Below are 16,996 nucleotides of genomic sequence, written 5' to 3'. Positions count from 1 at the left end.
CTCGTTGTGCTCCCTCTCCCTTTTTAAGGGAGAGGGCTGGGGTGAGGGTTTGACTCCGACCCCGGCGTTACGCCAGGTCCGTCATCAGCACCTTAGACCGACGCTGATAGTTATACAGCTGCTTCTTACTCTCTGGCAGCAGCTCCACATCCACCGGTTTAAAGCCGCGCTCCTGGAACCAGTGAATGCTGCGGGTAGTCAGCACAAACAGGTGATTTAACCCCATCTGCTTCGCCTGAGCGGCGATGCGCTCCAGCAGCACTTCACCTCGCGATGAGCTGCGGTAGTCCGGGTGGACCGCCACGCAGGCCATCTCGCCAATCTTCTCTTCCGGGAAGGGATAGAGCGCGGCGCAGGCGATGGTGGTGTTATCCCGCTGAATAATGGTGAACTTGTCGATCTCCATCTCTAGCTGCTCGCGAGAGCGGCGCACCAGAATCCCTTGTTGCTCCAGCGGCGCAATAAGATCCAGAATCCCCCCGATATCGTTAATGGTCGCGCGGCGAATTTGCTCGGCGCTTTCCATCACAATCTGCGTCCCGATACCGTCGCGCGAGAACAGCTCCTGCAACAGCGCGCCGTCTTCCTGGTAGCTTATCAGGTGGCTACGACGCACACCGCTGCGGCAGGCTTTCACCGCGCCGCGCAGGAAACGCGCGGTGCCGGAAAGGTAGTCGCCTTCCTGCTCCAGCTCTTCGATGCGCGCCTGCGCTTCGTTCGGGAACAGTTCAGGAACAATATCGCCGTTCTCGTTGTACACCCCTTGCGAGGAGCAAAAACCGATCATCTTCTCGGCTTTGAGCTTAATCGCCAGCTGGGTAGCAATCTCTTCTGAGGTCAGGTTAAAGCTTTCGCCGGTCACCGACACCGCCACCGGCCCCATCAGCACAATTGCGCCGTTGTCGAGCTGGCGATGGATCGCCTCTTCATCAATACGACGAATACGCCCGCTGTGGCAGTAGTCGATACCATCGTCCACGCCGAGCGGCTGAGCAATAATAAAGTTCCCGCTCACCACGTTGATGTGCGCACCCTGAAGCGGAGTGTTGTTGAGGCTCATCGACAGTCTGGCGGTAATATCCAGCTGCAGCAGACCGGCCGCCTGCTTGACCAGTTCAAGCGTTTTACTATCCGTTACGCGGATATGCTTGTGGTAAGTCGGTTCGTGGTTATGCTCCGCCAGATTGGCATCAATTTGCGGACGCGCGCCGTAGACCAGCACCAGGCGAATACCTAAGCTGTGGAGCAGGCCAATATCGCTGACGATACTGGAAAAGTTTTCATGCTCAATGGCTTCGCCGCCAAGCATGATGACAAACGTCTTCCCCCGGTGGGCATTAATATAGGGGACAGAATGACGAAACCCCTCTACCAGTTCGGTTCTACGTTCCTTCACCACGGCACAACCCTCAATGCATGATTATTCGTAATTAGTGTATTTTTATTCTGTTTTTGCCGGAAACGCAAGCCGGAATTTGCCTAAATAACGGAAAAGCTTGCGGCCAATTTCGTTGATCCTACGAATGTTTACCCTTTTATAGATGACAGTTTATTCGCCTTTGGTTAAAGTTTTCGGTCAATCGTATTATGCGTGAACCAAAATTATCTTTTTTTGCCTGGGATGGAGCATGTCGGGAAGTCAGTCGTTAAGTCGTCGTCGCTTGTTAAAAGGGGCGGGCGCCATGTGGTTATTGAGCGTGAGTCAGGTTGGTCTTGCCGCCGTTAGTCAGGTGGTGGCAGTGCGCATCTGGCCGGCGTCCAGCTACACGCGCGTCACGGTGGAGTCCAACCGTGTGATTAATTATCGACAGTTTGCGTTGAGCAATCCTGACCGTCTGGTGGTCGATCTCGAAGGGGTCAATCTGAACTCGGTGCTTAAAGGCATGGGAGCGCAAATTCGCGGTGACGATCCCTATATTAAATCGGCCCGTGTGGGGCAGTTTGATCCGCAAACTGTGCGCATGGTGTTTGAGCTAAAGCAAGACGTCAAACCGCAGCTGTTTGCGCTGGCGCCGGTTGCCGGGTTTAAAGAACGTCTGGTGATGGATCTCTATCCCGCCAGCAGCCAGGATGTGCAGGATCCGCTCCTGGCGCTGCTGGAAGAGTACAACAAAGACGGCCTCGAAAAGCAGGTGCCACCTGCTCAAAGCGGCCCGCAGCCTGGCAAAGCCGGGCGCGACCGGCCGATTGTTATCATGCTCGACCCAGGACACGGCGGCGAAGACTCCGGTGCGGTTGGGCTGTATAAAACGCGGGAGAAGGACGTGGTGCTGCAAATCGCCCGCCGCCTGCGCACGCTGATTGAGAAAGAAGGCAATATGAAAGCCTACATGACGCGCAACGAAGATATTTTTATTCCGCTCAAAGTTCGGGTGGCGAAAGCGCAAAAGCAGCGCGCCGACCTGTTCGTCTCAATTCACGCCGACGCCTTTACCAGCCGTCAGCCAAGCGGTTCGTCAGTGTTTGCGCTGTCGACCAAAGGGGCCACCAGTACGGCGGCCAAATACCTTGCGCAAACGCAGAACGCCGCCGACTTAGTGGGTGGCGTGAGTAAGAGCGGCGACCGCTACGTCGACCACACCATGTTCGACATGGTGCAGTCGCTGACCATCACCGACAGCCTGAAATTTGGCAAAGCGGTGCTGAAACGCCTGGGACAGGTCAACAACCTGCATAAAAACCAGGTCGAGCAGGCCGGCTTTGCGGTGCTTAAAGCCCCGGACATTCCGTCGATCCTCGTCGAAACGGCGTTTATCAGTAACGTTGAAGAGGAACGTAAGCTGAAAACCGCCAAGTTCCAGCAGGAGGTTGCCGAGTCGATCCTTGCCGGGATTAAAGCCTATTTTGCCGACGGCGCAACGCTGGCAAGACGCGGGTAATCAGACATGTCACGGCTAAAAAGCGCCCACGGCGGCAATATCCGCGAAGCGGCAGCCTTAATGGGCATCAGTGCCGATACGCTGTTGGATTTCAGCGCCAATATTAATCCGCTGGGCATGCCGGAAAGCCTCAAGCAGGCGATCATTGATAATCTCGCCTGCGCCGAGCGTTATCCCGATGTTGAGTATCAGCAGCTGCATCAGGCGCTGGCGGCGCATCACGGCGTACCCGCGTCGTGGATACTGGCGGGTAACGGCGAAACCGAGTCTATTTTTACTCTCGTTCACGGCCTGAAGCCGCGCCGGGCAATGGTGGTGGCGCCGGGCTTTGCTGAATATCGCCGGGCGCTGGAAACGATCGATTGTGAAATAGAAACCTACGCGCTGCGCGAGGAAGACGGCTGGCAGCTCACCGAGCACATTTTGTCGGCGCTGACGGCGGATCTCGACTGCCTGTTTTTATGTACACCGAACAACCCGACCGGGCTGCTGCCGGAACGCGCGCTGCTGGAAGCCATCGCGGCGCGCTGCCGAACGCTTGGGATCGCACTGATTCTCGATGAAGCATTTATCGACTTTATTGCCGATGAGCAGGGTTTTATTGGCGAGCTTCAACACAACCCACATATCTGGGTGCTGCGATCGCTGACTAAGTTTTATGCCATTCCCGGTCTGCGGCTGGGCTATGTGCTCAACGGTGACGAACAGGCGGTAGCGCGTCTGCGCAAGCATCAGATGCCGTGGTCAATCAACGCCTTTGCCGCGCTGGCCGGCGAGTGCGTGCTTAACGACCGCGATTATCAGCAGGCGACTCTGCGCTGGCTGGCGCGCGAAGGTCAGCGTTTGTATCAGGCGCTGGGCGAAATTGACGGTCTGAGCGTTTATCCGGGGCGCGCGAACTATCTGTTTTTACGCTGCGAACGTGCGGATATCGAACTGCAATATGCGCTGCTGCAACAGAGGGTGCTGATCCGCAGCTGCGCCAACTACCCAGGTCTTGATGGGCGCTATTTCCGCGTGGCGGTGCGTAGCGAAGCAGAAAACCAGCGGCTGCTGGCGGCTCTGCGTCAGGTGCTTAGCTGAACCCCGCCGGGCACTGCGCGGAGCAAGTGCTGCTTCGGCCAGTGGTCGGTCAGCTTTTTCTGCGTCAGCGCCCACTTCACATACTCCACATCATGGCGACGCGGGTCGAGCATCAGCCCAACCACGCTGCCGCTGTGCGCCACGTTCAGGCCGTATAAGTCACAGGATTCGACCAGCGCCATCAGCGCCGAAAAACCCGGTTTGGGCAGCAGCGTCTGGCTGGCGATAGCGCTGAGGGTCGCCGCCTCGCCGAGCAGGCTGGCATCCTGCTGAATGCAGGCGCTCTGCACCTTTTTCCAGGCTTGTTGCAACTCTCCGGCATGCGCTTTTAGCGCGGCCTCACGGGGAAGTCGGTGATAATCTGCGGTGCGCAAAATCACCGGGCTTTCCAGCACCAGCAGGTCAAAATGCGGCGCGGGCGCGCAGGCAATCTGCGTGCCCGCGTGATGGTGATCGAACAGCGTCAGCTGGCGAAACAGCGTGCTGTCGGTCGGCTCCAGCGCCACGCACAGCGCGGCAAGCGTGGTTTCATCCAGCGAATGACCGAGGTGGTGGGCGGCGGCCACGGCGGTGGCGGCGATATCGGCGGTGCTGCTGGCCATCCCTTTGGCAATCGGCAGCGTCGAATCGACCTCAATGCGCAGCGTTGCGCTCATTCCCAGCGGATAGCCGAAGTAGGCGAGCAGCGCTTCAACCATCGCCCGCGTGAGCGGACGCTCGTTTGCCAACGGCGCGCCGTCGCGCACTTCCACCGTGCTGTACCAGTCTATCGGGCAGGAGATGAGTTTTTCACTGCCCAGGATCCAGCCCTGAATGAGTTCCCCGCAGGAGCCGGGACAGCGTGCCACGCTCATGATTATCCTTGTCTTGTCGAACGAAATATAACTAGCGTAAATAAATATACCGGTATTGTCATAGCGCAACGAAATCATTCATCCACGGCGCTAGAGTAAAGTGCTCTTATTTTATGCGGGCGCTGCGCCGGCATAAATCTGCAACCAATAGGTTTGACACATTATGTGTCAGGGAAGGAGGTGAATACACCCGTGTATAAATCCTCCGCAGCCCCCGCTGCTGTGATGCTGACGACCCCGTAAACACCACTGATCGCCAGATCGGGAAGGACGGGCGAGGATGACGCTAAGCCAGAAGACCTGCCTGTTGGCCATTAACAACAACTTCGGTGGGAAGTGGGTTGCTTTGCGATGCACGGTCATTTGGCCGGGCAGACGTGCGGCTATCCCCGATCCTGCCTGAAAAGGGTCAGGGTATGGCAGCCAGACAGCACGCATTTGTTCTCGCAGGTACCGGCAGCGGCTGTGGTAAAACCACGGTGACGCTCGGCCTGCTCAAACTGCTTCAGCAGCGCGGGCTGCGGGTTCAGCCGTACAAGGTTGGCCCTGACTACCTCGATACCGGCTGGCATACCGCGCTGTGCGGCGTCCCCTCACGTAACCTCGACAGCTTTATGCTGCCCCCTGCCATTCTCAATGCGCTGTTCTGCGAACATATGCAGCAGGCTGATATCGCCGTCATTGAAGGCGTAATGGGCCTGTACGACGGCTACGGCACCGACCCAAACTATTGCAGCAGCGCGGCGATGGCGAAACAGCTGGGCTGCCCGGTGATTTTGCTGGTGGATGGCAAAGCCGTTTCTACCTCGATTGCCGCCACGGTAATGGGATTTCAGCACTTTGACCCGAGTCTCAATATTGCCGGAGTCATCGTCAACCGGGTCAACAGCGACAGCCATTTTCAGCTGCTGAAAAGCGCCATCGAGCGCTACTGCAACCTGCCGGTGCTGGGCTATGTTCCGCGCGCCGAAGGCGTATCGCTACCTGAGCGTCACCTGGGGCTGGTCACCGCCCGTGAATCGACGCTGGATAGCCAGCCGTGGCTGGATTTTGCCGCCGGTCTTGAACGCACACTCGATATCGACAGGCTGTTAGCGCTGAGCGAGCTGGCGGAGCTGCCGGCAGGTGAATGGCCCGCCGCGCCGCTTCACGGCAACGGGCTCACGCTGGCGCTGGCCGATGACGAAGCCTTCAATTTCTACTACCCGGACAATCTGGTGCTGCTGGAACGAGCCGGGGTAACGATTGTTCGTTTTAGCCCACTGCACGATAGCGTACTGCCGGATTGTCAGATGCTGTGGCTGGGCGGCGGCTACCCTGAACTGCACGCCCGCGCGCTGGCGGCTAATACGCCCATGCTGGAACAACTGCGCGCTGCGCATCGGCGTGGCGTGCCAATTTACGCGGAATGCGGCGGGTTGATGTACCTCGGCAGCACGCTTGAGGACGCTCAGGGCGACATCCACGCAATGGCCGATATTCTTCCCGGCGCGAGCAAAATGGGCAAACGACTGACCCGTTTTGGCTACTGCGAAGCGCAGGCTGAGCGCCAGACTCTGCTGGCCGCGCCCGGTGAGGTGCTGCGCGGGCATGAATTCCACTACTCCGATTTTACCGCACAGCTTCCGGCGACGATGGCCTGCCGCAAAACCCGCGACGGCGCGGTTCTCCAGCAATGGCAAGGCGGTTGGCAGATAGGCAATACCTTCGCCAGCTACCTGCACCTGCATTTTGCCCAGCGTCCGGCCATGCTCAACCACTGGTTTGCTGCCGCAAGGAGTGCGCAATGACGCTGCTCGCCTGGTGTCTGGCGTGGCTGATTGATTTTGTCATCGGCGACCCGCAGCGCTGGCCGCATCCGGTGCGCTGGATTGGCAATCTGATTAACGTTGTACAGCGTGCGGTTCGGCGCCGATGCCACAGCGATCGCGCGCTGCGCATTGGTGGCGGCGTGATGTGGCTGGCGGTGGTGGGGCTGACCTATGGCGTGGCCTGGGGCGCACTCAGGCTCGCGGCATGGGTGCATCCGTGGCTGGGGTGGGGCGTTGAAGTGTGGATGATTTTCACCGTGCTCGCCGGGCGCTGCCTGGCGCGCTCTGCCGAAGATGTCGCGCGTCCGCTGCGGGAAAATGACCTTGCTGAAAGCCGCATCAAGCTGTCATGGATTGTGGGGCGCGATACCTCCGCGCTTCAACCCGAGCAGATCAACCGCGCGGTGGTGGAAACGGTGGCGGAAAACACCGTCGACGGCATTATCGCGCCGCTGTTCTTCCTGCTGCTCGGCGGCGCGCCGCTGGCGATGGCCTACAAAGCGGTGAATACCCTCGATTCGATGGTCGGCTATAAGCACGAAAAATACCGCGCCATCGGCATGGTCAGCGCCCGCCTGGATGATGCCGCTAACTTTATTCCCGCCCGCCTGAGCTGGCTGCTGATAAGCGCTGCCGCCTGGCTTTGCCGTCTCGATGCCGCGCGTGCGCTGCGTATCGGCTGGCGTGACCGCTATAACCACAGCAGCCCCAACTGCGCCTGGTCGGAGGCGGCGGTGGCCGGTGCGCTGGGGATCCGCCTTGGCGGCCCGAACGACTATTTTGGCCAGCGCGTGGACAAGCCGTGGATTGGTGACGCCAGACGCGATATCGCCATTGATGATATTTCCCGAACGATTCGACTGATGTGGGTGGCGTCAACGCTGGCCCTGCTGCTGTTTATGGCGGTCAGGTTCTGGCTGATTGGCGCGGCCTAAGGAGAGCAGTAATGAACTATATCCAGCAACCGCAGGCGATTGAGCGCAAAAGCTTTGAAATCATCAGCGAGATTATCGCGGAAACTCGCCCGGAGTACCGCTTCGACAGCCCGCTGCACGAGGCCATTATCAAACGGGTGATCCACACCACCGCCGACTTTGAATGGCTGGATATTTTGTGGTTCGCCCCGGATGCACTTGCCCGTCTGAGCGCGGCGTTAAGCCGCCCGTGCACGTTGTATACCGACACCACCATGGCGCTCTCGGGGATCAATAAAAATCTGCTGGCGACCTTTGGCGGCGAATGCCGCTGCTATATCAGCGACCCGCGCGTGGTGCGCGAGGCCAAAGCTCAGGGCATTACCCGTTCGATGGCGGCGGTGGATATCGCCGCAAAAGAGGAAGGCGATAAGGTGTTTGTCTTCGGTAATGCGCCGACGGCGCTGTTCCGCCTGCTGGAGCACAAAGAGCTGGAAGTAAGCGGCGTGATTGGCGTGCCGGTCGGTTTTGTCGGCGCGGCAGAGTCGAAAGAAGCGCTGAGCCACAGCGGCCTGCCGGGCATTGCCGCGCTGGGGCGCAAAGGCGGCAGCAACGTGGCGGCGGCCATCGTCAACGCCATTCTCTATCAGCTGCAGGCCGGCCAATGAGTGAACCCTCCTTCGACGCCCCGGTGTGGCATAACGGCAAGGCGCTGCGTAAAGGCTACACCACCGGCTCCTGCGCCACGGCAGCGGCCAAAGTCGCCGCGCTGATGGTGATGCGCCAGCACCTGATTCACCAGGTGTCGATCGTTACCCCTTCCGGCGTGACGCTGAATCTGAACGTTGAATCGCCGCACGTCGAGGGGCAGCAGGGGATTGCCGCGATTCGTAAAGACGGCGGCGACGATGTCGATGCGACCCACGGAATGCTGATTTTCGCCCGCGTGACCTTAACCGACAACGGCGATATTACGCTGCGCGGCGGCGAGGGGGTGGGCACCGTCACCCGCAAAGGTATCGGCTTGCCAATCGGGAGTTCGGCCATTAACCGCACTCCGCGCCACACCATTGAAACCGCCGTCCGCGAAGCCATTGGCCCGGCGCGCGGCGCGGAGGTGGAAATCTTTGCCCCGGAAGGCGAAGAGCGGGCGCAGAAAACTTATAACTCACGGCTCGGTATTCTGGGCGGCATTTCGATAATCGGCACCACCGGTATCGTCACGCCGATGTCGGAAGAGAGCTGGAAACGCTCGCTGGCGCTGGAGCTGGAGATGAAACGCGCCGCGGGGCTGGAACGCGTGGTGCTGGTTCCCGGTAATCACGGCGAACGCTTTGTACGCGAGCAGATGGGCATCGACTCGCAGGTGGTGGTCACCATGAGCAACTTCGTGGGCTACATGATTGAAGAGTCCGTGCGTCTTGGTTTCCGCCAGATTGTGCTGATTGGGCATCCGGGCAAGCTGATTAAAATCGCCGCCGGGATTTTCCACACCCATAGCCATATCGCCGATGCGCGTATGGAAACGCTTGTTGCTCATTTGGCGCTGCTTGGGGCGCCGCTGGAGCTTCTGACGCTGGTCAGCGACTGCGACACCACCGAAGCCGCGATGGAGCACATCGATGCGTTTGGTTTCCAGCGTATCTACAACCACCTCGCCGAACGTATCTGCCAGCGCGTGATGCAGCGCCTGCGCTTTACTAAAACGCCGCCGATCTGCGACGCCATTATGTTCTCGTTTGATAACCAGATCCTCGGCAGCAACCGCCCGGTAAGTGAGATTGTGGAGGCGATGCAATGCTGACGGTGGTGGGGATGGGCCCGGCGGGCGTACTGCTGATGACGCCGCTGGCCAAAGAAGCGGTACAACGCGCCGATGCGCTGGTGGGCGGCGCGCGACATCTGGCGCAGTTCGCGGAGTTTTCCGGCGAACGCTGTGCGCTGGGCGCCAACATTGCCGAAGTGCTGGCGTGGATTGGCGAGCGTCAGGGGCAAAACGTGGTGGTGCTGGCGTCCGGCGACCCGCTGTTTTACGGCATCGGCACGCGGCTTATCGCCCATTTCGGCCGCGATAATGTGCAGGTGATCCCCGGCGTCAGCGCCGTGCAGTACCTGTGCGCGCGGGCGGGCGTCGACATGAATGATATGTGGCTCACCAGCAGCCACGGGCGTGAGGTCGACTTTGACGCCCTCGCCGCGCATCGCAAAGTGGCGATGGTCACTGACAAACGCTGCGGGCCAAAAGCCATTGCCGCTGAACTGATGGCGCGCGGCAAGGGACATCGCTGGATGGTGATTGGCGAGAACCTGGCGCAGGACGACGAACGCATCCACTGGCTGCCGGTCAGCGCGGTGGAGCAGGACTATGAGATGAACACGGTGGTGATCCTCGATGAAAGATGAGCTGTTTTTACGCGGCGAAAAGGTGCCGATGACCAAAGAGGCCGTACGGGCGCTGGCGCTGTCGAAGCTTGAGCTGCACCAGGCGCGCCACCTGATTGATATCGGTGCCGGAACCGGCAGCGTCTCGATTGAGGCGGCGCTGCAAAACCCGACGCTTAGGATAACCGCCATCGAGCGCAATCCCGCGGCGCTGCGGCTGCTGGCAGAAAATTGCCGGCATTTTGCCTGCGACAATGTGCGCATCGTTGAGGGTGTGGCCCCGCTGGCCGTTGAGGAAGCCGCCGACGCGGTGTTTATGGGCGGCAGCGGCGGTCATCTGTGCGAACTGATTGACTGGTCTTTGCGCCAGCTGCATCCCGGCGGACGGCTGGTGATGACCTTTATTTTGCAGGAGAACCTGCATTGCGCCCTCGACCATTTGCGTCAGTCGGGCATCAGAAGCGTGGACTGCCAGCAGCTCAACGTCTCGGCGCTGACTGCGCTGGGCAGCGGCCACTATTTCAAACCGCATAACCCCGTTTTTGTTATTGCCTGCCAGAAGGAAGAAAACCATGGCTGAAGCCTTTGACTCTCGCTGCGTTTGGTTCGTTGGCGCCGGGCCCGGCGACCGCGACCTGATTACCCTCAAGGGCTATCGCCTGCTGCAACAGGCGCAGGTGGTGATTTACGCCGGATCGTTAATTAATACTGAGCTGCTGGAATACTGCCCGGCGGAAGCGGAATGCCACGACAGCGCCGAGCTGCATCTGGAGCAGATCCTCACGCTAATGGAAGAGGGCGTGAAAGCCGGAAAAACGGTGGTGCGCCTGCAAACGGGTGATGTTTCGCTGTACGGTTCGGTGCGTGAACAAGGCGAAGAGCTGACCCGTCGCGGCATCTCCTATCAGGTGGTGCCCGGCGTCAGCGCTTTTCTGGGCGCGGCGGCGGAGCTGGGCGTCGAGTACACCGTTCCGGAAGTGTCGCAGAGTTTGATCATCACTCGTCTGGAAGGACGCACGCCGGTGCCCGAGCGCGAACAGCTGGAATCTTTTGCTCAGCACCAAACTTCAATGGCGATTTACCTCTCGGTACAGCGCATCCATAAAGTGGCGGAGCGACTGATTGACGGCGGCTATCCCGCCACCACGCCGGTGGCGGTGATCTATAAGGCCACCTGGCCGGAAAGCCAGACGGTGCGCGGCACGCTGGCGGATATCGCTGACAAGGTGCGCGACGCGAACATTCGTAAAACGGCGCTGATTCTGGTCGGCAATTTCCTGGGCGATGAATACCACTACTCGCGGCTGTATGCGGCGGATTTCAGCCATGAATACCGTAAAGCCTGACGGCATTGCGCTGTTCTGCCTGACGCCCGGCGGCGTGGCGCTGGCCAAACGGCTGAGCACGGCGCTGCCGATGACCTGTCTGACCCGCGAAACGCTGGTTGAAGACGGTTTCGTGGCGTTTGACGGCAGCTTTGCCCATAGCGTGCAGCAGGCGTTTACGCGTTACTCTGCGCTGATTTTTATTGGTGCGACCGGCATTGCGGTGCGGGTGCTGGCACCGCTGCTGGTGGATAAATTCCTCGACCCGGCGGTAGTGGTTATCGACGAGCGCGGCCAGCATGTTATCAGCCTGCTCTCCGGTCACATTGGCGGCGCCAACGCGCTGGCGCGTCATCTGGCGGGCCTTCTCGGCGTAGACCCGGTGATAACGACCGCCACCGACGTTAACGAGGTGGCGGCGCTCGATACCCTGGCCTGCCAGCTTGATGCACGAATGACGGGTTTTCGTCAGGCGGTGAAAACCGTTAACCAGATGCTGGTGAGCCAGAAGCGGGTAGGGCTGTGGTGGGACGAGTCGCTGGCCGAAGAGGTCAGCCGCTGCGATCGTCGCGGGTTTATCACCGTCGGCAATCTTCAGCAACTGCCGGAACTTGACGCGCTGGTGTGTATCACGCTGCGCGATGAATTACCTGAACTGCCGCTTCCCCACTGGAAGCTGGTACCGCGACGCATTGTCGCCGGTATTGGCTGCCGACGCGGCACCGACTGCGGCGTTATCACCGATCTGCTGTTGCGCCAGCTGGCTGCTCAGCGGCTGGACCCGCTAGCTCTGAAAGCCATCGGCAGCATCGTGGTGAAGCAGGATGAACTGGGGCTAATCCAGCTGGCGAGCGACTTCGACGTGCCGTTTGAAATTTTTAGCGTGGCCGCGCTTAGCGAGCACGAACACCGCTTTCCCTCCTCGCTGTTTGTGAAGCAAACGGTAGGGGTTGGCAGCGTATCTGGCCCGGCGGCGTGGCTGCTGAGCAACGGACATCTAATTGGCGAGAACCTGCGAGAACAGGGCGTCACTATCACTTTGGGAGTTACACACTGATGTTAAGCGTAATTGGAATCGGCCCTGGCTCGCAGGCGATGATGACCATGGAGGCCGTCGAAGCCTTGCAGGCCGCAGAAATCGTCGTCGGCTACAAAACCTATACCCACCTGGTGAAGGCCTTTACCGGCGACAAGCAGGTTATCAAAACCGGGATGTGCAAAGAGATTGAGCGCTGCCAGGCGGCAATTGAGCTGGCGCAGGCGGGCCACAACGTTGCGCTTATCAGCAGCGGCGACGCCGGGATTTACGGCATGGCGGGGCTGGTACTGGAGCTGGTCAGCAAGCAGAAGTTGGACGTCGAAGTGCGCCTGATCCCCGGCATGACCGCGAGTATTGCTGCCGCGTCGCTTCTTGGCGCGCCGTTGATGCACGACTTTTGCCATATCAGCCTCAGCGACCTGCTGACGCCGTGGCCGGTGATTGAAAAACGCATTATCGCCGCCGGAGAAGCGGACTTTGTTATTTGCTTCTACAACCCGCGCAGCCGCGGCCGCGAAGGGCATCTGGCGCGCGCCTTTGAACTGCTCGCCGCCAGTAAAAGCGCCGATACGCCGGTGGGGGTGGTGAAATCCGCCGGGCGGAAGAAACAGGAGAAATGGCTGACCACGCTGGGCGAGATGGATTTTGCACCGGTGGATATGACCAGCCTGGTGATTGTTGGCAACAAAACCACCTACGTGCAGGACGGCCTGATGATCACCCCAAGAGGCTACGTGCTGTGAATTACGGCGATGTTCTGGTGGTGGGCGGCACCAGCGATGCGCGGGCGATTTGCCAGCAGCTGGATGCCGCAGGCGTGCGCTACACCGTGTCGGTGGCGACGCCCACCGGTGCCGCGCTGGCCGGTGATATTGCAGGCCAGGTGCGCTGCGGGCGGCTTGAGCTAGCAGAGATGGTCGCCTGGCTACGCGAGCAGCACACTCGCTGGGTGATTGATGCTTCGCACCCGTACGCCGAAGTAGTGAGCCGTAACGTGCAGGCGGCCTGCGAGCAGACAGGTGTGTTGCTCAGCCGCTACCAGCGCCCGGAGCAGCTCGACTCCCTGACGCATCCGCTGCTGCACTACGTAGCCAGCATCGACGATGCCTGCGCGTTAATTCGCGGGATGGGCGATCGCGTCCTGCTAACCACCGGCAGTAAAGACCTGGCGCTGTGGCGCGCAGGGCTGCCGGAAAAAACGCTGCTTGCCCGCGTGCTGCCGGTCCCAGAGGTGGTGCAACAGTGCGCTGAATTAGGTTTTGGCGTCGGGGAAATTTTTGCGATTTGCGCGCCGTTTAGCGCCGAGTTTAACGCGGCGTTCTACCGCCACTGCCGCGCTGATGTGATGGTCACCAAGGCTTCCGGTGCGGAAGGCGGCTATCGGGAAAAGGTTCAGCCTTGCCTCGATGCTGGCATTCCCTGCGTGGTGATTACCCGTCCGGCACCGCTGGTGACCGGCGACGAACGACTGGATAGTTTGACTGCGTTTGCCGAGCGTTTAGCGCGCTGGCAGGCCACGGAATCAAGGAAACAACAATGAAAAAAGCGCTTTTAGTGGTGAGCTTCGGCACCAGCTATCACGATACCTGTGAGAAGAACATCGTCGCCTGCGAACGTGAACTGGCGGCAAGCTGTCCCGACCGCGACCTGTTTCGCGCCTTCACCTCCGGCATGATTATTCGCAAGCTGAAACAGCGTGACGGCATCGAAACCGACACGCCGCTGGAGGCGCTGCAAAAGCTGGCCGAGCAGGGCTACGAAGACGTCGCGGTACAGTCGCTGCACATTATCAACGGCGATGAGTACGAGAAGATTGCCCGCGAAGTGCAAAGCCTGCGCCCGCTGTTTCGTCGTCTGACGATCGGCACGCCGCTGTTGAGCGGCCATGACGACTATGTGTGTTTAATGCAGGCGCTGGAGCAGCAGATGCCGGCGCTGAACGCCGACGAAAAAGTGGTGTTTATGGGCCACGGTGCCAGCCACCATGCCTTTGCCGCCTACGCCTGCCTTGACCATATGATGAGCGTCCAGCGCTTCCCGGCGCGGGTGGGGGCAGTTGAGAGCTACCCGGAAGTTGACGTGCTGATTGAAAGCCTGAATCAGGAAGGCGTGCGCGGTGTGCACCTGATGCCGCTAATGCTGGTCGCGGGTGACCATGCGATTAACGATATGGCCTCCGATGAAGAGGACTCGTGGAAAACGCTATTTACCGCCGCCGGCATCGCGGCAACGCCGTGGCTGCAAGGGCTGGGTGAGAACCCGGCGGTGCGGGCGATGTTTGTGGAACACCTGCAACAGTCGCTGGAGGTCGCATGAGCGGAAAACTGTATGCCCTGAGCACCGGGCCTGGCGCTGCAGATCTGATTACCGTGCGCGCGGCGCGCATTCTGGGCTCGCTCGATATCCTTTATGCTCCGGCGGGGCGTAAAGGCGGCGACAGCCTCGCGCTCTCTATCGTGCGTGAATATTTAGGCGAGCATACCGAAGTGCGCTGCTGCCATTTCCCGATGAGCGCCGACAGCGCGGAAAAAGAGGCGGTGTGGGATGACGTTTCCCGTGCGCTGGTGCACGAAGTGGAAGCCGGAAAACGGGTGGGATTTATCACCCTCGGTGATGCCATGCTCTTCAGCACCTGGGTCTTTTTACTGCAACGGATTGGCAGCCCGGAGTGGCTGGAGATTGTGCCCGGCGTGACCTCATTTGCGGCGATTGCCGCCCGTGCGCAGATGCCGCTGGCCATGGAACAGCAGTCACTGGCCGTGGTCGCCTGCACCGCACCGGAGGCAGAGATTGAACGCGCGCTGGCGCAGCACGACAGCCTGGTGCTGATGAAGGTTTACGGGCGTTTCCCGCGCATCAAAGCGCTGCTGGCCAGAGCAGGGCTATTGGACCATGCCGTGTTGATGGCCGAGGCGACGCTGCCTGGTGAACAGTGCTGGCGAAATCTGGCGGAGGTGAGCGACGACCAGCCGCTGCCTTATTTCTCAACCATTCTGGTGAATAAACAGTGGGGGCAAGGACAGTGAATTTAGAACAACAGCTTAAAAAGCTTTCGTTGAGCGGTGCGGCGGCAGCGCTGCTTCTGCTGGTGGTGCCGGAGCAGGCCTTTGCGATGCACATTATGGAAGGCTTTTTGCCGCCAATGTGGGCGCTGGCGTGGTGGCTGCTGTTTCTGCCGTGCCTGTGGTACGGGCTGGTGCGTCTGCGCCGTATTGTGCAGGACGACAGTAACCAGAAGGTGCTGCTGGCGCTGTGCGGAGCGTTTATTTTTGTCCTTTCAGCGCTGAAGATTCCGTCTGTTACCGGAAGCTGCTCACACCCGACGGGCGTAGGGCTGGCGGTGATCCTGTTTGGGCCAGGCGTGGTAGCGATCCTTGGCGCCATCGTACTGTTATTCCAGGCGCTGCTGTTGGCGCACGGCGGATTAACGACGCTGGGTGCTAACGGTATGTCGATGGCGGTTATTGGGCCTATCGTCGGCTATCTGGTGTGGAAAATGGCCTGTAAGGCCGGATTCCGTCGCGATGTGTCGGTATTCCTCTGCGCCATGCTGGCGGATCTAGCTACCTATTTTGTCACCTCGCTCCAGCTGGGGGCCGCTTTCCCGGATCCGCAAAGCGGGTTTACCGGATCGAGCCTGAAATTTATGGGGATCTTCTGTCTGACGCAGATCCCGATCGCCATTGCCGAAGGGCTGCTGACGGTGATGATCTACGACCAGTTGACCAAGCGTCAGCTGATCCCTGCACGAGGGCATTAAGATGAAAAAGACACTGATTCTACTGGCGATGGTGATTGGCCTGGTGGTCCTGCCGTTCTTTATCAATCACGGCGGTGAATACGGGGGCTCCGACGGCGAAGCGGAAAATCAGATCCAAGCGGTGGCGCCGCACTATGAACCGTGGTTCCAGCCGCTGTATGAACCGGCGAGCGGGGAGATTGAAAGCCTGCTGTTTACCCTGCAGGGATCGCTGGGGGCGGCGGTGATTTTCTACATTCTGGGCTACTACAAAGGCCGTCAGCGCAATGATGACCGGGCTTGACCGACTCAGCTACCAAAGCCGTTGGTTTCACATCGCGCCAGAACGGAAATTCCTGTTCTGGCTGCTGCTGATGATTCTGGCCTTTAGCCTGCCGCCGCTGGGGCAGGCTCTGCTGATGGCGGTCACGGCGGCGCTGACCTGCTGGCTGCTGCGTATCTCCTTTTGGCGCTGGTGTCGCTGGATGGCGCTGCCGCTGGGATTTCTGCTGGTGGGCGTGCTGACTATCGTGTTTAGCGTGAGCCGGGATGCGCATACGCTGCTGGCGAGTGTGTCGCTCGGCGGGTTTCACCTGGGCATCACTCAGGTTGGGCTGACCACCGCCAATGAGACCTTTTGGCGTAGCCTGGCGGCGCTATCGGCCACCTTTTGGCTGGTGCTGAACCTGCCGTTTCCGCAGCTTATCGTACTGCTCAAACGGGCGCGCGTGCCGCGCCTGCTCACCGAGCAAATCCTGCTGACCTGGCGTTTTATCTTTATTCTGCTTGATGAGGCGATGGCCATTCACCGGGCGCAAACGCTGCGTTTTGGCTACCGCAATGTCCGCCTGGGCTACCGCTCGCTGTCGATGCTGGTTGGGCTGCTGTTTACCCGCGTGCTTATGCGTTATCAACAGATGAGCACTTCGCTTGATATCAAACTGTATCAGGGTGATTTTCACCTGTAAGG

At 59.8% G+C, this 16,996-nt stretch carries 19 protein-coding genes and 1 riboswitch; of the genes, 17 read left to right on the top strand and 2 right to left on the bottom strand.

What is annotated here, in order from left to right; genetic code table 11:
* Positions 1 to 67: 67 nt before the first annotated feature.
* On the bottom strand, positions 68 to 1,399 hold the full coding sequence (argA, locus tag LZ634_RS08200; protein WP_234503822.1) for an amino-acid N-acetyltransferase: 1,332 nt from the start codon (positions 1,397 to 1,399) through the stop codon (positions 68 to 70).
* 229 nt (positions 1,400 to 1,628) lie between these two features.
* On the opposite strand from argA, the gene amiC reads away from it, so the two are divergent.
* A complete protein-coding gene (gene amiC, locus LZ634_RS08195; RefSeq protein ID WP_234503819.1) occupies positions 1,629 to 2,879 on the top strand; it encodes an N-acetylmuramoyl-L-alanine amidase AmiC in 1,251 nt (416 codons plus the stop codon).
* 6 nt (positions 2,880 to 2,885) lie between these two features.
* Positions 2,886 to 3,962, top strand: a complete 1,077-nt coding sequence (gene cobD / locus LZ634_RS08190) for a threonine-phosphate decarboxylase CobD (RefSeq protein ID WP_234503817.1) — start codon at positions 2,886 to 2,888, stop codon at positions 3,960 to 3,962.
* On the opposite strand, the gene LZ634_RS08185 is transcribed toward cobD, so the two are convergent.
* A complete protein-coding gene (locus tag LZ634_RS08185) occupies positions 3,947 to 4,816 on the bottom strand; it encodes an L-threonine kinase (protein ID WP_234503814.1) in 870 nt (289 codons plus the stop codon). The genes cobD and LZ634_RS08185 overlap by 16 nt on opposite strands.
* Positions 4,817 to 4,948: 132 nt before the next feature.
* A riboswitch (cobalamin riboswitch) is annotated at positions 4,949 to 5,139 on the top strand.
* Between the two features lie 93 nt (positions 5,140 to 5,232).
* Here LZ634_RS08185 and LZ634_RS08180 point away from each other — a divergent pair.
* The 15 genes from LZ634_RS08180 to LZ634_RS08110 are packed head-to-tail and all read left to right on the top strand — an operon-like array spanning position 5,233 to position 16,994.
* Positions 5,233 to 6,606, top strand: coding sequence for a cobyrinate a,c-diamide synthase (locus tag LZ634_RS08180; RefSeq protein ID WP_234503812.1), 1,374 nt, complete (start codon positions 5,233 to 5,235; stop codon positions 6,604 to 6,606).
* Positions 6,603 to 7,562, top strand: coding sequence for an adenosylcobinamide-phosphate synthase CbiB (gene cbiB / locus LZ634_RS08175; RefSeq protein ID WP_234503811.1), 960 nt, complete (start codon positions 6,603 to 6,605; stop codon positions 7,560 to 7,562). The genes LZ634_RS08180 and cbiB overlap by 4 nt, the downstream gene beginning before the upstream one ends.
* Positions 7,563 to 7,573: 11 nt before the next feature.
* On the top strand, positions 7,574 to 8,209 hold the full coding sequence (locus LZ634_RS08170; RefSeq protein WP_234503810.1) for a cobalt-precorrin-8 methylmutase: 636 nt from the start codon (positions 7,574 to 7,576) through the stop codon (positions 8,207 to 8,209).
* Complete coding sequence (gene cbiD, locus LZ634_RS08165) at positions 8,206 to 9,345, top strand: cobalt-precorrin-5B (C(1))-methyltransferase CbiD (RefSeq protein ID WP_234503808.1); 1,140 nt, start codon at positions 8,206 to 8,208, stop codon at positions 9,343 to 9,345. The genes LZ634_RS08170 and cbiD overlap by 4 nt, the downstream gene beginning before the upstream one ends.
* On the top strand, positions 9,339 to 9,944 hold the full coding sequence (locus LZ634_RS08160; RefSeq protein WP_234503806.1) for a cobalt-precorrin-7 (C(5))-methyltransferase: 606 nt from the start codon (positions 9,339 to 9,341) through the stop codon (positions 9,942 to 9,944). The genes cbiD and LZ634_RS08160 overlap by 7 nt, the downstream gene beginning before the upstream one ends.
* Entirely contained in the window at positions 9,934 to 10,503 is a 570-nt protein-coding gene (locus LZ634_RS08155; RefSeq protein WP_234503804.1) for a decarboxylating cobalt-precorrin-6B (C(15))-methyltransferase, read from the top strand. Before LZ634_RS08160 ends, LZ634_RS08155 begins: the two co-directional genes overlap by 11 nt.
* Positions 10,496 to 11,269 (top strand): cobalt-precorrin-4 methyltransferase, encoded by a 774-nt coding sequence (locus tag LZ634_RS08150; protein ID WP_234503802.1) that lies wholly within the window; start codon positions 10,496 to 10,498, stop codon positions 11,267 to 11,269. Before LZ634_RS08155 ends, LZ634_RS08150 begins: the two co-directional genes overlap by 8 nt.
* Positions 11,250 to 12,305, top strand: a complete 1,056-nt coding sequence (cbiG, locus tag LZ634_RS08145) for a cobalt-precorrin 5A hydrolase (RefSeq protein WP_234503799.1) — start codon at positions 11,250 to 11,252, stop codon at positions 12,303 to 12,305. The genes LZ634_RS08150 and cbiG overlap by 20 nt, the downstream gene beginning before the upstream one ends.
* A complete protein-coding gene (locus LZ634_RS08140) occupies positions 12,305 to 13,030 on the top strand; it encodes a precorrin-3B C(17)-methyltransferase (RefSeq protein ID WP_061283147.1) in 726 nt (241 codons plus the stop codon). The genes cbiG and LZ634_RS08140 overlap by 1 nt, the downstream gene beginning before the upstream one ends.
* Positions 13,027 to 13,827 carry a cobalt-precorrin-6A reductase gene (locus LZ634_RS08135; RefSeq protein ID WP_234503797.1) on the top strand — a complete coding sequence of 267 codons (801 nt, stop codon included), beginning with the start codon at positions 13,027 to 13,029 and terminating at the stop codon, positions 13,825 to 13,827. Before LZ634_RS08140 ends, LZ634_RS08135 begins: the two co-directional genes overlap by 4 nt.
* Complete coding sequence (gene cbiK, locus LZ634_RS08130; protein WP_234503794.1) at positions 13,824 to 14,603, top strand: sirohydrochlorin cobaltochelatase; 780 nt, start codon at positions 13,824 to 13,826, stop codon at positions 14,601 to 14,603. The genes LZ634_RS08135 and cbiK overlap by 4 nt, the downstream gene beginning before the upstream one ends.
* Entirely contained in the window at positions 14,600 to 15,313 is a 714-nt protein-coding gene (locus LZ634_RS08125) for a cobalt-factor II C(20)-methyltransferase (protein WP_234503793.1), read from the top strand. The genes cbiK and LZ634_RS08125 overlap by 4 nt, the downstream gene beginning before the upstream one ends.
* Positions 15,310 to 16,047, top strand: coding sequence for a cobalt ECF transporter S component CbiM (gene cbiM, locus LZ634_RS08120; RefSeq protein WP_234503791.1), 738 nt, complete (start codon positions 15,310 to 15,312; stop codon positions 16,045 to 16,047). The genes LZ634_RS08125 and cbiM overlap by 4 nt, the downstream gene beginning before the upstream one ends.
* 1 nt (position 16,048) lies before the next feature.
* Positions 16,049 to 16,330 carry an energy-coupling factor ABC transporter substrate-binding protein gene (locus tag LZ634_RS08115; protein WP_234503789.1) on the top strand — a complete coding sequence of 94 codons (282 nt, stop codon included), beginning with the start codon at positions 16,049 to 16,051 and terminating at the stop codon, positions 16,328 to 16,330.
* Positions 16,317 to 16,994, top strand: coding sequence for an energy-coupling factor ABC transporter transmembrane protein (locus tag LZ634_RS08110; protein WP_234503897.1), 678 nt, complete (start codon positions 16,317 to 16,319; stop codon positions 16,992 to 16,994). Before LZ634_RS08115 ends, LZ634_RS08110 begins: the two co-directional genes overlap by 14 nt.
* Positions 16,995 to 16,996 lie beyond the last annotated feature (2 nt).

It is taken from the genome of Kluyvera intermedia, assembly GCF_021440345.1.
GTDB lineage: Bacteria > Pseudomonadota > Gammaproteobacteria > Enterobacterales > Enterobacteriaceae > Kluyvera > Kluyvera intermedia_A.
The sequence above is the reverse complement of the archived record's forward strand: the minus strand, read 5'-3'. Positions and strand labels throughout refer to the sequence as shown.

Coding starts and splice junctions, on each gene's coding strand:
- amiC (WP_234503819.1), top strand. CDS start 1,629: ATGTCGGGAAGTCAGTCGTTAAGTCGTCGTCGCTTGTTAAAAGGGGCG.
- cobD (WP_234503817.1), top strand. CDS start 2,886: ATGTCACGGCTAAAAAGCGCCCACGGCGGCAATATCCGCGAAGCGGCA.
- LZ634_RS08185 (WP_234503814.1), bottom strand. CDS start 4,816: ATGAGCGTGGCACGCTGTCCCGGCTCCTGCGGGGAACTCATTCAGGGC.
- LZ634_RS08180 (WP_234503812.1), top strand. CDS start 5,233: ATGGCAGCCAGACAGCACGCATTTGTTCTCGCAGGTACCGGCAGCGGC.
- cbiB (WP_234503811.1), top strand. CDS start 6,603: ATGACGCTGCTCGCCTGGTGTCTGGCGTGGCTGATTGATTTTGTCATC.
- LZ634_RS08170 (WP_234503810.1), top strand. CDS start 7,574: ATGAACTATATCCAGCAACCGCAGGCGATTGAGCGCAAAAGCTTTGAA.
- cbiD (WP_234503808.1), top strand. CDS start 8,206: ATGAGTGAACCCTCCTTCGACGCCCCGGTGTGGCATAACGGCAAGGCG.
- LZ634_RS08160 (WP_234503806.1), top strand. CDS start 9,339: ATGCTGACGGTGGTGGGGATGGGCCCGGCGGGCGTACTGCTGATGACG.
- LZ634_RS08155 (WP_234503804.1), top strand. CDS start 9,934: ATGAAAGATGAGCTGTTTTTACGCGGCGAAAAGGTGCCGATGACCAAA.
- LZ634_RS08150 (WP_234503802.1), top strand. CDS start 10,496: ATGGCTGAAGCCTTTGACTCTCGCTGCGTTTGGTTCGTTGGCGCCGGG.
- cbiG (WP_234503799.1), top strand. CDS start 11,250: ATGAATACCGTAAAGCCTGACGGCATTGCGCTGTTCTGCCTGACGCCC.
- LZ634_RS08140 (WP_061283147.1), top strand. CDS start 12,305: ATGTTAAGCGTAATTGGAATCGGCCCTGGCTCGCAGGCGATGATGACC.
- cbiK (WP_234503794.1), top strand. CDS start 13,824: ATGAAAAAAGCGCTTTTAGTGGTGAGCTTCGGCACCAGCTATCACGAT.
- LZ634_RS08125 (WP_234503793.1), top strand. CDS start 14,600: ATGAGCGGAAAACTGTATGCCCTGAGCACCGGGCCTGGCGCTGCAGAT.
- LZ634_RS08115 (WP_234503789.1), top strand. CDS start 16,049: ATGAAAAAGACACTGATTCTACTGGCGATGGTGATTGGCCTGGTGGTC.
- LZ634_RS08110 (WP_234503897.1), top strand. CDS start 16,317: ATGACCGGGCTTGACCGACTCAGCTACCAAAGCCGTTGGTTTCACATC.